This is a genomic window from Formosa agariphila KMM 3901 (assembly GCF_000723205.1).
GTDB classification, from domain to species: Bacteria; Bacteroidota; Bacteroidia; order Flavobacteriales; family Flavobacteriaceae; genus Formosa; species Formosa agariphila.
On record NZ_HG315671.1, the window covers coordinates 1,802,963 to 1,816,532 of the forward strand.

Annotated in this window: 12 protein-coding genes; 9 read left to right on the top strand and 3 right to left on the bottom strand. The window is 34.3% G+C overall.

What is annotated here, in order from left to right; translation table 11 throughout:
- The first annotated feature begins 19 nt into the window (after nt 1-19).
- Together BN863_RS07765 and BN863_RS07770 are read left to right on the top strand one after the other, a co-directional pair.
- Complete coding sequence (locus BN863_RS07765; protein WP_038527458.1) at nt 20-1,216, top strand: IS256 family transposase; 1,197 nt, start codon at nt 20-22, stop codon at nt 1,214-1,216.
- A gap of 188 nt (nt 1,217-1,404) precedes the next feature.
- Nucleotides 1,405-2,187, top strand: coding sequence for a hypothetical protein (locus BN863_RS07770; protein WP_038529310.1), 783 nt, complete (start codon nt 1,405-1,407; stop codon nt 2,185-2,187).
- A gap of 53 nt (nt 2,188-2,240) precedes the next feature.
- Here BN863_RS07770 and BN863_RS18670 read toward each other — a convergent pair whose 3' ends face one another.
- Nucleotides 2,241-3,443, bottom strand: a complete 1,203-nt coding sequence (locus BN863_RS18670) for a LuxR C-terminal-related transcriptional regulator (RefSeq protein WP_038529312.1) — start codon at nt 3,441-3,443, stop codon at nt 2,241-2,243.
- A 495-nt stretch (nt 3,444-3,938) separates the two neighbouring features.
- Between BN863_RS18670 and BN863_RS07780 the strand changes: the two genes are divergently transcribed.
- From BN863_RS07780 to BN863_RS07790, 3 genes are all read left to right on the top strand, one after another.
- On the top strand, nt 3,939-4,289 hold the full coding sequence (locus BN863_RS07780; protein WP_038529314.1) for a hypothetical protein: 351 nt from the start codon (nt 3,939-3,941) through the stop codon (nt 4,287-4,289).
- Between the two features lie 51 nt (nt 4,290-4,340).
- Entirely contained in the window at nt 4,341-5,339 is a 999-nt protein-coding gene (locus BN863_RS07785) for a metal-dependent hydrolase (protein ID WP_038529316.1), read from the top strand.
- Nucleotides 5,340-5,473: 134 nt separating this feature from the next.
- A complete protein-coding gene (locus BN863_RS07790) occupies nt 5,474-6,898 on the top strand; it encodes a CotH kinase family protein (protein WP_038529318.1) in 1,425 nt (474 codons plus the stop codon).
- 108 nt (nt 6,899-7,006) lie between these two features.
- Here the strand turns inward: BN863_RS07790 and BN863_RS07795 are convergent, their stop codons facing one another.
- Entirely contained in the window at nt 7,007-7,906 is a 900-nt protein-coding gene (locus tag BN863_RS07795; RefSeq protein WP_038529320.1) for a DMT family transporter, read from the bottom strand.
- A gap of 238 nt (nt 7,907-8,144) precedes the next feature.
- On the opposite strand from BN863_RS07795, the gene BN863_RS18945 reads away from it, so the two are divergent.
- The 4 genes from BN863_RS18945 (at nt 8,145) to BN863_RS07820 (ending at nt 12,043) form a co-directional block, all read left to right on the top strand.
- Nucleotides 8,145-8,963 carry an FKBP-type peptidyl-prolyl cis-trans isomerase gene (locus BN863_RS18945; protein WP_084817490.1) on the top strand — a complete coding sequence of 273 codons (819 nt, stop codon included), beginning with the start codon at nt 8,145-8,147 and terminating at the stop codon, nt 8,961-8,963.
- Between the two features lie 163 nt (nt 8,964-9,126).
- Nucleotides 9,127-10,680, top strand: coding sequence for an SDR family NAD(P)-dependent oxidoreductase (locus tag BN863_RS07810; protein ID WP_038529322.1), 1,554 nt, complete (start codon nt 9,127-9,129; stop codon nt 10,678-10,680).
- Between the two features lie 174 nt (nt 10,681-10,854).
- A complete protein-coding gene (locus BN863_RS07815; RefSeq protein WP_038529324.1) occupies nt 10,855-11,484 on the top strand; it encodes an SDR family oxidoreductase in 630 nt (209 codons plus the stop codon).
- A gap of 52 nt (nt 11,485-11,536) precedes the next feature.
- Nucleotides 11,537-12,043, top strand: coding sequence for a peroxiredoxin-like family protein (locus tag BN863_RS07820; RefSeq protein ID WP_038529326.1), 507 nt, complete (start codon nt 11,537-11,539; stop codon nt 12,041-12,043).
- A gap of 80 nt (nt 12,044-12,123) precedes the next feature.
- Here the strand turns inward: BN863_RS07820 and BN863_RS07825 are convergent, their stop codons facing one another.
- Nucleotides 12,124-13,524 carry an NAD-dependent succinate-semialdehyde dehydrogenase gene (locus BN863_RS07825; protein ID WP_038529328.1) on the bottom strand — a complete coding sequence of 467 codons (1,401 nt, stop codon included), beginning with the start codon at nt 13,522-13,524 and terminating at the stop codon, nt 12,124-12,126.
- Between the last annotated feature and the right edge of the window lie 46 nt (nt 13,525-13,570).

A 13,570-nucleotide genomic window follows, 5' to 3' on the forward strand; every position in this document is an offset into this window, starting at 1 on the left:
TTTTAACTTTTACACACTTATGAAACCAGAAGATTTATTAAACGAAGACTTTTTAAAACAATTCAAGAATGCACCAGAGCTAACATCCTTTTTAGAACAGTTGCACAAACGTGGTATTGAGAAGTTACTAGAAGGGGAACTAGATGCCCATTTAGACTACGATAAGCACAAAAAAAGTAAAGCAGCCAACCTTCGAAATGGTTACACTAAAAAGAAATTAAAATCCGTTTTAGGAGAAACAGAGATTCAAGTTCCTCGAGACCGTGATAGTTCTTTTAATCCTTTAATTGTAAAGAAAAGAGAAAGTACAACAGAAGGCATCGAAAATATTATTATATCGCTTTATGCCAAAGGCATGAGTAACAGTGATATTGAAGAACAAATACGTGAGCTGTACGATTTTAATATTTCTACATCCACTATTTCAAGGATTACAGATAAGATTACAGAAGATGTTATTGCTTGGCGGAACAGGCCTTTGGAGGCCACTTACCTAATTGTTTGGATGGATGGCATCGTATTTAAAGTTAGGGAAAACTCTAAAGTCATAAACAAGACTATTTATATTGCAGTAGGCCTGAGAACAGATGGCAAAAAGGAAGTCCTAGGATTATGGTTAGGTAAAAATGAATCTTCAGCCTTTTGGATGAGTGTTTTAACCGATATTAAAGCTCGAGGAACTCAAGATATACTTATCACAGCTACCGATAATTTAAATGGATTTACGGATACTATTAAAACTATTTTTCCGAAATCAACGACTCAAATTTGTGTTGTGCATCAAATAAGAAATTCGTGTCGTTACGTGGTCTGGAAGGACAAAAAGGAATTTACTCGTGACATGAAGCAAATCTATACTGCTCCTACAAAAGAAGCTGCCAAAGCTGCTTTAAATGACTTCAAAACTAAATGGGATTCTAAATATTCTTACGCCATTAAAAGTTGGGAAAATAATTGGGATGAGCTTACAGTATTCTTTGATTTTCCTATTGAAATAAGAACCATAATCTACACCACAAATCTTATAGAAAACCTAAATGGAAAGATACGGAAATACACAAAAAACAAACTCTCGTTTCCAACCGATGAAGCAGTTATGAAATCCGTGTTTTTAGCTTTGAGAGAAAGCACTAAAAAATGGACCATGCCAATCAGAAATTGGGGAGTGATACTAAATCAATTTTTAGCTATATTTGAAAACAGGATTAAGTTATAAATAACCTAACCCTGAAATTTTGAACTTACACACTTTTTAGGATAGTGTCTTAATAACGCTACGTTTAAAAATAATTCATCTTTATATAATTCAATTTTATAGAAAGATTTATCGTGTTTGTCTATCGTATTTTCAGATTCGTAAGAATCCCAATACTTTTATCTTTTCATATTTAAATTTATAGTATCATGAAATCAATCCTGTGTGCGTTCTTTCTAAGTTTTTTTACGTTTTCTGCTACTGCAAATTCAGAAGACGGTAGTCTAAAGTCTGATACAATTTCGGGAACTAGCAAAGCAGTCGATTATAAAGTCACCCAAACTCAAGGGAATATTATGGTGCAACTAGTTACGCGCGATAATAAAACAATGATGGGTATGTTGAGACACGGCGTTACTGTGTTTTTTGATTTAAAAGGGAAAGAGAAGGAAGATATTGCAATGACGTACCCTATTATAGAGCCTATAAGAATGTCTATGCAACCTGAAGCTGATCGCGGAAATGGGCGTGAGGCTAGCTTTCAATCGGAAGCAGATATAAAACAAATGAAAGCACAAATAAACACTTTAGTGACTACAGATTTTCCTGAAGAAGCGTTATTTAAATTAAACGATTCTAAACAAAACTTTAATGTACTGTTAAATGGTATAGGTATTTCTGCAACGTACAGTTACAATCAAGAAGAAAATATATTAACATATAAATTAAGTATACCTAAGGCAAAACTTAAAACTAAAGCTAAAGACGATTTTTCTAAATTAATGATTGGTGTACAAACTGCGAAACCAGAGCAATCTAAAAGAAATGAAAATACAACTATGGGTAACGAAATGGGGTCTCGTGGTGGAGGTCGAGGCAACCGACAAGCTGGTGGAGGAAGAGGAGGTTCGCGTGGCGGTGGACAAAGACCTGGAGGAGATTCTGAAAGAAAACCCCAAGGTATTGACTTTTGGTTTGAAGCACATTTGTAAACCAAACCGTTATTAAAATTTGATTATAGGTTTAAACCGGATTTAGAAACGTTCTACAGTTCTGAACGATTATTAATATTTAAAGCTTCGTAAATAATTTTTAGATGATACTTCACCGTATTTACCGAAATGAATAAATCTTCCCCAATTTCTTTATTCGATTTTCCTTGTTTTACTAAATCAATAATCTGAAGTTGTCTTTCGGTTAGATTATAAGCATTCAAGTCTAATTTAGTATGTCCAGACTCGTTTAATTCTTGGGTAACACGTTCCAATTCATTACGCATATTGTTGGTTTCAAGCTCAGCTATAATACGCTTCTGTTTTGCAGATTTAAAGAAATAGAACAACAGCAGAAGTATAATAATAAGTACTCCCGTAAGTGTTATTAAATAATTCCGGTTACGTTTTTCATTTTCAACTTCTAGTTCTTTACGTTTTTGAAGTAGATTTTTTTCTAATAGCTGTAGTTTACTACTTCTGTTATGGCCATTAAATTCGGTAGCTAAATTGTTAACCTTAGTTGCGGCTATATGTGCATTTTTATAATCGCCAACTTCAGCATAATAAACAGAAATATCGTCGTACATCGCAATAATATAAATGTCTGTTTCGTATTGTTCTGCATAGTACAATCCTTTCTCAAAGCTTTCTATAACCTTGTCGTGATTGCCTTGTTCTCTATACATCCCTAGTTTTTTTCGGTAAATTAGAGGCAAGTGTTCTGGTGCACTTTTTTCTAATATAACTAAAGCTTCATTTAAATACGTGTCGGCAATGTCGTAGTTTTTCTTTCGAATTTCTAAAACGGCTAGAACAGAGTAATAAAACCCTTGAGTTTTCTCATCTAAAAAAGCCAAATCAGTTTTGGAAATAGTTGGAGCAATCTCATTAACCTTATCAAAGTCGAGTAAATCGAAATACACAAATAAGCGTTCTACTTTAATCTGTATTTTTATTTTGTCTTTATCTTGAGTTAAAACTCCTTCTTTTAGTGCTAAATCTAAATTGTTTAATGCTTGGGTGTAATTAAAAACGCTTTTGTAAACGTCATATTTCTGAAGATATGCACGGTATAAATCTGAATGCGAAGATTCAGGATCCAAGATAATATTTTCAAGTTTTAGAATTCTCTGTTCTAGTTCTGTATTGTCTTTTGTTAAGTTTTTATCGTCTTGCAGAACAACATTTATGTTATTACTTGTAGCAATTAATGAGATAAATAAACAAAATATAAGTAAGGTATTTCGTAACAAAATAATAGGTTAATTAGGGCTAAATCAAATATATAACCTTCTTTTAAAAAAACAAGCATTAATGAACACAATAAAAGGTAGAACATGCTTCGTTTTATATGTCGTTTTAGAACGTTTTTCTAAAATTTAAAAGTATTCAGTTTAAGTCCTGGTCACGAGCGCGTAAAAAATCACTTTATCAATTTTTAATATAAATACATTGTTATCAATTGTTTAGGTGTTGACTACCCACTAGGTAGTCGCTGTTATTTAGTAACTTTAGCCAAAACTACTCTTTAACTACCTAACCAAACCTTGGTTTTTTTTCTAAACTTAATCACATTTGAAAACCGACAATAAGGATTAAAAAAAATGCTTTAATTTTTAGTTGTTGGTTACTTAACTAACCTAACCTACGTTTTATGATGATTAAAAAAACACTTTCGAGTATTCGGCAGTACTGCCTAAAAATGCAATTTCATGTAGTATTAACTCATAACTCCAATCGTGTTTAATATGGATTACGTAATTGAAATATATACTTTAGTGCTCCTTCTAAGTATTGGATTATTATATGGTTTTTATAAATTAACGATATATGCGTTTTGGTGTAATCAATTATGGATTGGTATTGTTTTAACACTGATTTATATTATAGATAGTGCAAGTATTCCATTTATATCGGCTTTAATCTATTTCGGCTATACGTTAATTCTATTTAATATCATGGGCTTTGTATTTTTTCAAAAGAAAGAATTTACTAGACTAGAAGACCATAACAGTCTAAATACTCCAGACTATAACATAAAACCAGAGGCATCTAATACGCAAAGTGGTTTCTATTATAATACAACTAAGATGCATTAATTTGTGATTAATTGTGGTGATATCCCGAACTTCAATTAAGTTTGTAGTCTTATGGACTCACTTACTCAAATTGTATTAGGAGCAGCAGTTGGCGAAGCTGTACTCGGAAGAAAAATTGGAAATAAAGCCATGCTTTACGGTGCTATTGCTGGTACCATTCCAGATTTAGATGTTCTGGCATCTCATGTTACAGATACGGTGACTGCTTTAGAAATCCATAGAGGGTTTACACATTCCATAGTGTTTTCGGTAGTATTTGCACCTATCTTTGGCTGGTTGGTCACGCAATACGATAGTTATAAAAGTGTAAAAGACTGGTCGTGGTTGTTTTTTTGGGCGTTTATAACACATCCGCTTTTAGATGCACATACCACTTGGGGAACGCAATTGTTTTGGCCTTTAGATTTAAGAATAGCTTACAAGAATATTTTTGTAATCGATCCTTTATATACCGTTCCTTTTATAGTATTTTTAATATTAGCCATGCGTCGAAAACGCACTGATGCTAAACGAAGAACTTATAATAATATAGGACTTATATTCAGTTCATCGTACTTGGTGCTAAGCTTAATTTTAAAAGGAGTAGCATTCACTAAATTTGAATCAGCTTTACGACAACAGTATATAACGTATTCCGATTTAGACACGCGTCCAGCACCCTTAAACACGGTGTTATGGACTGCAAATGTAGATACTAAAGACGCCTATTTGGTAGGCGATTATTCGTTTTTCGACACAAAACCCATCACATTTCATAAGTATTTAAAGCAACATGAATTAATTGCCGATTTAAAATCGAATGAAAAAATGCAGCGCATGATTCATATTTCTAAAGGCTGGTATACCATTTCAAAACAAGACGATACATTATACTTTAATGATCTTCGTTTTGGTACTTTAAGCATGGGGCCAAATGCCGATAATTTTGTGTTTCAATACGAAATAGTACACGACGAAAACGGTGAAATTTACTTTAAAGAAACACCTAAAAATCCTGAAGATGCCAAAGGGTTATTACAAGAACTTTGGCTGAGAATTAAAGGGAATTAGTTAACACTTAATGTCGTTTAAAGACTATAATTCCTGTTTCACAGAAAAGTTGCTGTACTTCGTTGAATCTTCAATTTTACCATTCAATTTTACTTCATATTTGATATACGATAACAACTAAAAAGTATTCAATAATGAAAAAAGTAAGTATAGTATTGGTCTTAGCCATGCAACTGGTTTTTATGTATTCGTGTTCAGACGATACCACTTCTACAAACACAGATACGGAGATTGATGACACCGATGACATCGAAGTTGTCTTTGATGATACCGATTTTGAAGCCACAGATTGGACAACAGAAACGCATAGTAAAGATGCCGATCCCGATTTTGAAGAAGTTTTTGAAGATGACGCAGTAAAGCGTCTGGATATTATAATTACCGAGGACCGTTGGAATAGTATGCTAACAGATATGACCACATTATATGGCACATTTGGTTCGCATTCTGGAGGTAACGGTTTAATTGACTCCGACGAAGATCCCATTTTTGTGCCTGGCGAAGTGTTTTACGAAGGTAAAGAGTGGTATCGCGTAGGGATTCGTTTTAAAGGAAATTCTAGTTTACAATCGAGTTGGTCGGCTGGAATTTTAAAATTATCATTCAAACTAGATTTTGATGAGTTTGAAGATGAATATCCGCAAATTGATAATCAGCGTTTTTACGGATTTAAGAAATTGAGTTTAAAAAACAACTATAACGACAAATCGATGTTACGCGAAAAAGTCGCTGCCGATGTGTTTAGAGATGCTGGTTTAGCCGTGTCGCATACTGCTTTTTACACCGTTTATGTGGATCATGGTGACGGACCAGAATATTTTGGTGTCTATACTATGGTAGAAGAAGTAGACGATACCGTAATCGATACGCAGTTTTCTGATAATGATGGAAACCTGTACAAGCCAGATGGTGATAGTGCAAGTTTTGCTGAGGGGTCTTTTTCCGAAGATGACTTTGTTAAAAAAACCAATGAAGATGATGCGGATTTTAGCGATATAGAAGAATTATTTGCCGCATTACATGCTTCTAACAGAACTACAGATCCAGAAGCTTGGCGTGCAGAATTAGAGTCAATTTTAGATACCAATACCTTCTTGAAATATTTAGCGGTAAATACCGTAATTCAGAATTGGGATACATATGGACGTATGACTCACAATTATTTTTTATACAACAATCCTGATGATGATAAACTAAGTTGGATTCCGTGGGACAATAATGAAGCCTTACAGAATGGTAATGCTCAAGGTGCAGTAGCTATAGATTTTTCAGATGTTAGTTCGTCTAGTTGGCCTTTAATTGGGTATTTGTATGCAGACGAAACTTATAAAGCTACTTACGATGCCTATGTGCAAGAAACCATAGACAATGCTTTTAATACCAGTAGTATTCAGGCTAAATATGCTACATATGCCGCTTTAGTAGAACCTTATGCTACTACAGAAGTTAGCGGATATACGTTCTTAAATTCGAGTTCAGATTTTCAAACGGCAATAAACACATTAAATAGTCATGTGGTACAGCGTACTTCGGTAGCAACTACCTATTTAAATCAATAATATAAATCCGTTGTTCAATTAAATCCGTTAAAGCCAGTTATATTATTATAGCTGGCTTTTTCATGTTCTAATCTCCTTACTTTATTTAGAAGGCATTATTATGGTAGTTTAAGAATATAAAATCAAGAACACACCTAACATAATGCCGGCTAGAGGCACCAATTTCTTTCGTTTGTTTTGTTCTTTAAAAATAAGACCTCCAATAACTACTGCAATTATAATCTGACTGCGTTTAATGGCAGATAATAACATGATTAGTGCTTCGGGGTCTTGTAACGCTTTAAAGTAAAAGTAGTCGGCTGTTTGTAACAACACCCCAACTGCAGGAATTGACCAACGCCATTTAAATGCTTTTCTTTTTTCGGGTTTAGAAAACCATGTAAAAGACATAATAATAAGCAATATAAGTACGGTGTAAAAACAAAACCAGAATTGAAGGGTTTGCGGATTCAATGTTAGATTCTGAATTAAAAATTTATCGTATAAACCACTAGAGGCACCCAAAAAGGTGGCGGCTATAATAGCAAAAATCCATTTATTGCGGGTAAAGACAATTCCTTCTTTTTTACCAATCTTAGAGTAGAGTATAACGGATCCAATAATTAAAAAGAAACCAATCCATTGTAATAGATTTGGGCGCTCTTGATAAATAAAAATGGCACCTATAAAGGTGAAAAATGGACCAGCAGAACGAATAGGCGTGACAATAGTAATCGGCAAATGCTTTAATGCTTGGTACGCCAAAACCCAAGAGGCCGCCATTATACCCGATTTAATAAAAATAAATCCATGTTTTTTTAAGGGGATATCTTCAATATAAAACCCCAACGATTTCATATATTCTGGGTCATACTGTGATCCTAAATAAAACGGTAAAATCAATAAAAACCCTGAAGTTATAGTCCCTAACAGTACAGGGAAAACTTCGTTTCCTTGTACTGCATGTTTTTTACATAAATTATGTAACCCTAAAAATACAGCCGATAATAGGCCTAAATACATCCACATGGGCGCAAATATAGGGGTTTAGTCCTTTTTTAAGCTTTTGTTTTTATTTCATTTTTAATCAATAATTTCAAACCTTTCATTTTAACAAAAAACTTATGTTTTTACTTGCTTTTCCTTGTTTTTATTGATGAATTTTAAGATTATAGTAAAGTTATTTTAACGTTAAATGTTTTAACATTTTCGACAATGTGTTACTACTTCAATTCTCTACTTTTGTGCCTAAATAAAAAAATAAAATATGAAATCAGTATGTATGGCACTTTTAGTAGTGTTTTTTGTCTCTTGTAGCTCAGACGATTCAATTAAAGATTATTCTCTTGAAAATGAACAAGAAATTGAAGCCTATATTGCAGCAAACAATTTAGATGCAATTGGGACAGGATCAGGTTTATATTATGTTATTGATGAAGTAGGTTCTGGTGCTGAAATTACAGCAACATCAGACATTACTGTAACGTATGTTGGAATGTATACCGATGGAACTGTTTTTGAAACACAAGACACCCCCGTTTCTTTTAATTTACAACAAGTGATTCCAGGTTGGCAAGAAGGGCTTCCTTATTTTAATGAAGGTGGAAGCGGACAACTAATTATTCCAGCACATTTGGCGTATGGAAGTAATGATTATAATGGTATTCCTGGCGGTTCTGTTTTAGTATTCGATATTGAAATTGTTGACTATGTTGCTGAAAATGAACAAGAAATTGTAGACTATATTGAAGCAAACAATTTAAACGCACAACCTACTGGTTCTGGTTTGTATTATGTAATAGATGAACAAGGTGATGGTGAAAAACCAACGGCAGACTCTAATGTTACTGTAACCTATAAAGGGTATTTTACAGATGGTGAAGTATTTGATGAAAGTCCTTCAGAAATTTCATTTTATTTAAATAATGTTATTGAAGGCTGGCAAGAAGGTATTCAATTATTTAATGAAGGTGGAAGCGGAACATTATTAATTCCATCTCATTTGGGGTACGGACGTTACGGTGCTAGCATTATCCCTGGTGGTTCTGTATTAATTTTCGATGTAAATTTAATTTCGGTGAATTAACACCTTTTTAAAATACTAATAACTAAACATCCCATCTTTATAAGATGGGATGTTTGCGTTTAAGGGTTTTATTTATCATCATAAATATTGGTTCAAGCACTGATTTTTAGATTCATTATTAATCAAAGATTATAAAGTATATTTGCAGCTTAAATACTAAGATATGCAAGCAAAGAGTGAAGGAGACGTTGAGAATAAGTTGAGTGAAAAACAAATAGACGAGTGCTTGTCTGTTTTAGAACAATTAAATACCAATACCAACCTGATTTTCGATATTCCAAAGGAAAAAAGGATTGCTTTAATAAAAGCTACTGGGCAGTTTTCTAGACCGAGTCGCGAGGAGTTTGCTAAACGTAAGAAAGACGCAAAGAAGAACGCTAAGCGTAAAAAGGAAGTTCAAGATCGTGTGGCACGTAAAATTACTGGGATTAGAAATGCGCGAGAAACGCCTATATTTTTGGCTCCTAAATTATTAGCTGCTGCAGATATTAGTAATAAAAAAACCATAGAGTTAGAAACGCCACGCAACTGTTATGTGTGTAAAACACCGTTTACTAAAATGCATCACTTTTACGATACCATGTGTACCGATTGTGGCGATTTTAACTATGCGAAGCGTTTTCAAACTGCCGATGTAAATGGGCAAGTTGCTGTTATTACGGGGTCGCGATTAAAAATTGGATATCACATTACTTTAATGTTATTACGTGGTGGAGCAACAGTGGTGGCAACCACACGCTTTCCAATCGATTCTGCCATACGTTTTTCTAAAGAAGATGATTTTAACACTTGGAAAGACCGTTTACATATTCATGGTTTAGATTTACGACACATTCCTAGTGTTGAAATATTTTGTAACTATATCGAACAAAAATATGAGCGTTTAGATATTTTAATTAATAATGCCGCACAAACTGTAAGGCGTCCTGCTGGTTTCTACGCCCATTTAATGGAGAAAGAAGAGTCAGATATTGAAACTTTACCACAGGCTGTTCAGGATATGTTATCCGATCATACAAACTGTTTAAGTGAATTAAAATCACTAACCTCAGGAGCGTCATCTAATAAAAATATGCCCGTAACATGGCATGGACCAGAACCAGGAATCGGATTAAGAGCTTCTGCTAAACTGTCTCAAATACCGTATAGTTTTGATAACTCGTTGGTCGCAGACGAGGTTTTTCCTGAAGGTGAACTTGATGCCGATTTACAACAAGTCGATTTACGAAAATCCAATAGCTGGCGATTAAAATTAGGTGCAATAGAAACCACAGAAATGATAGAAGTACAGTTGGTAAATGCTGTAGCGCCATTCGTTCTATGTAATCGCTTATCCGAACTAATGAAAAAAGAAAACACAGGGCAAAAACATATTATTAATGTAACGGCTATGGAAGGGAAATTCCATCGTGTGTTTAAAGAATCGCGTCACCCTCATACCAATATGGCAAAAGCGGCTCTTAATATGTTAACACATACAGCTTCTGGAGAATTAGCTAAAAGTGGGATTTTTATGAATGCGGTAGATACGGGTTGGGTGACAGACGAAGACCCTGCCGAATTAGCAAAAATGAAACAAGAGGTTTACGACTTTCAGCCGCCTTTAGATATCGTAGATGGTGCTGCCCGTGTAATGGATCCTTTATTAGATGGTATTAATACAGGTAAACATTGGTGTGGAAAATTCCTTAAAGATTATAGGCCTATAGAGTGGTAGGTTTCTAAAGGTTCAATCTCAACCGTACAGTTTACGTATCATAGCTGTTATTTATTTACTTATACATCATCTTAATTTAAAGATGTTTCCGCGATAACGAATTGCGTTAGTTTTATATGTTTTCAAGTCAAATAATTCTTTAAATAATGAAGAACTTGCAGCAAAACATAAATCATGGAAAACGTATTAGTAGTTGGTGCCACAGGCACCACTGGACATAAAGTAGTAAATCATTTAAAAACATCGCAAGATTTTGAACCTATTGCTATGGTAAGAACTGCCGAGCAAGAACAAAACTTTAAAGCACAAAATATTAGAACGGTTCACGGCGATTTAGAACAAGATGTTTCTCATACGGTTGTAGAAGCAACACATGTTATTTTCGCAGCAGGTTCTGGCGGTAAAAAAGTAGAAGCTGTAGACCAAGATGGGGCTATAAAAATGATTAAAGCTTCAGAAACCGGAAATATCAAGAAATTTATTATGTTAAGTTCTATGGGTGCAGACAACCCAAAACAGAGCGAAAAACTTCAAGACTATTTACAGGCAAAACACAATGCCGATGTCTTCTTAAAAGATTCTAAACTCAATTATACCATTGTAAGACCTGGTACACTTAATAATAACGCTGGGCAAGGCCGTATTCAATTGGCTAAATCCTTATCTAAACAAGGCGAGATTAGTCGCGATGATGTGGCACAAACACTTATTCAGGCTTTACGCGACCATACTACAAATACCACAACATTCGAAATTCTAGAAGGAGAAACTCCAATAGAAGAAGCCTTACAAAACATTCAATAAATTATTTTTAGAGTAACCACATATTATAAATTAAATTAAAAAATTACGTATTATGATTAAACCAAGAACAAAAACACCCGATTTAACAATAGATTTAGTAGACGGAAAAACATGGACACTTAGTGAACAAGATCCAGAACATTTTACAATGATTATTGTGTACAGAGGAAAACATTGTCCTGTTTGTAAAACATATTTAAAAACCCTTGAAAAGCATATGCAAGACTTTAAAGATAAAGGGGTAAGTGTTATAGCCATTAGTGCGAATACTAAAGAATTGGCCACAGCTTCTGTAAAAGAATGGGACATTCCAAACGTACCTGTAGGTTATAATTTTTCTATTGAAGAAGCAAGAACATGGGGATTATTTATTTCTGAAGGAATAAAAGATGAACCTAAAGTGTTTGTTGAACCAGGATTATATTTAATCCGACCAGATAGAACGCTTTACGCATCATCAATTCAAACCATGCCATTTGCTAGACCAAGTTTAGAAGATTTATTAAAGTCATTAGACTTTGTTATAGATAAAGATTATCCGGCAAGAGGAGAAGCTTAAGATAGAGAAAAGTAGATTGATATAAAAAAATCCCCTAAACAATGTTTAGGGGATTTTTTAGGTTTAATATTAATTATAATCTATGAGGCGTTTTGAATAACAATAGATTTTATATTTACAAATTCCTTCATTCCAAAACCACCATGCTCTCTACCAAATCCTGAATCTTTTACTCCTCCAAATGGCATGTTAGGATGCGCAAGTCCGAAAGAGTTAATAAACACCATTCCGGTGTCAAAATGCTTTTCTGCCAATTGGGTTGCACGCTCAATATCTTTAGAGAAGATACCACCACCAAGTCCAAAGCGACTATCGTTAGCAATTCTAAAAGCATCTTCTTCATCTTTAGCCTTAATTAATGCTGCTACAGGTCCAAATAATTCGTCATCGTAAGCAGGTTGTCCAGGTTTCACATTTTCTAAAACGGTAGCTGGATAATAATACCCCGCTCCAGTTTCCGGACTTCCGCCGCATAATACTGTTGCGCCTTTATCTACACTTTCAGTCAGTTGTTCATGTAATTTCTCACGTAAATCTTTACGCGCCATAGGTCCTAATTCAGAATCTTTTGCCTTTGGGTCTCCAAGTTTTAATTCGGACATTGCTTTTACAAATGCCGATTTAAATGTATCGTAGACAGCATCAACTGCTATAAAACGTTTTGCTGCAATACACGTTTCACCATTGTTGTAAATTCTACCTTTTACAGATTCTTCTACAGCTTTTTCAATATCTGCATCTTCTAAAATTAAATAAGCATCGTTACTTCCTAATTCTAATACCGATTTTTTAATTTCTGCACCTGCTTTTTCTCCGATGTTTTTACCCGCTTCGGGACTTCCTGTTAAGGTAATACCACGTACCAATTTATGTTTAATAATAGCATCCGATTGCTCATGGTTGATAACTAAAACAGAGAATAATCCGTCTGGTAATCCTGCCGTCTTAAATATAGATTCTAATAATTTAGCTGTTCCTGTAACGTTAGAGGCGTGTTTTAGCAATACACTATTTCCTGCCATTAAATTGGTAATAGCATAACGAATTACCTGATAAGAAGGATAATTCCAAGGCTGAATACCATATATAATTCCTGTAGGCGAGTAGGTTACTATGCCTGTGCCTCCAGTGGCAAGTTCTCTTTTTTCATTTTTTAAGATGTCGGCAGCGTGCGTCGCAGCATAATCACAAATTGCAGTACACGTGTCTACTTCCTGCTCACTTTGAGTGAGGAGTTTTCCCATCTCGTCGGTCATGAGTTCTGCAAGTTCCGTTTTGTAATTCTGAAGTTCTTCACCAATGGCTGTGATAATTTTAGCTCGCTCTTCGAACGATTTAAAACGCCAGTCTAAAAATGCTTCATGTGCGTGTTCTATTGTTTTTTCTACTGTAGAATCATCCATATATGTGTAAGTCGATAACGTCTTACCGTTTGCTGGATTTATAGTTTTAAATGTATCTTTTTTTGTTTGAGTTTCCATAATCTGTTTTTTGTTTTTAAGACAAATAACGCGCTGTTATCTCTCG

Excerpts from the sequence above, each read along its gene's own strand:
- BN863_RS07770 (WP_038529310.1), top strand. The coding sequence starts at position 1,405 with ATGAAATCAATCCTGTGTGCGTTCTTTCTAAGTTTTTTTACGTTTTCT.
- BN863_RS07765 (WP_038527458.1), top strand. The coding sequence starts at position 20 with ATGAAACCAGAAGATTTATTAAACGAAGACTTTTTAAAACAATTCAAG.
- BN863_RS18945 (WP_084817490.1), top strand. The coding sequence starts at position 8,145 with ATGAAATCAGTATGTATGGCACTTTTAGTAGTGTTTTTTGTCTCTTGT.
- BN863_RS07790 (WP_038529318.1), top strand. The coding sequence starts at position 5,474 with ATGAAAAAAGTAAGTATAGTATTGGTCTTAGCCATGCAACTGGTTTTT.
- BN863_RS07820 (WP_038529326.1), top strand. The coding sequence starts at position 11,537 with ATGATTAAACCAAGAACAAAAACACCCGATTTAACAATAGATTTAGTA.
- BN863_RS07815 (WP_038529324.1), top strand. The coding sequence starts at position 10,855 with ATGGAAAACGTATTAGTAGTTGGTGCCACAGGCACCACTGGACATAAA.
- BN863_RS07810 (WP_038529322.1), top strand. The coding sequence starts at position 9,127 with ATGCAAGCAAAGAGTGAAGGAGACGTTGAGAATAAGTTGAGTGAAAAA.
- BN863_RS07795 (WP_038529320.1), bottom strand. The coding sequence starts at position 7,906 with ATGTGGATGTATTTAGGCCTATTATCGGCTGTATTTTTAGGGTTACAT.
- BN863_RS07825 (WP_038529328.1), bottom strand. The coding sequence starts at position 13,524 with ATGGAAACTCAAACAAAAAAAGATACATTTAAAACTATAAATCCAGCA.
- BN863_RS07785 (WP_038529316.1), top strand. The coding sequence starts at position 4,341 with ATGGACTCACTTACTCAAATTGTATTAGGAGCAGCAGTTGGCGAAGCT.
- BN863_RS07780 (WP_038529314.1), top strand. The coding sequence starts at position 3,939 with ATGGATTACGTAATTGAAATATATACTTTAGTGCTCCTTCTAAGTATT.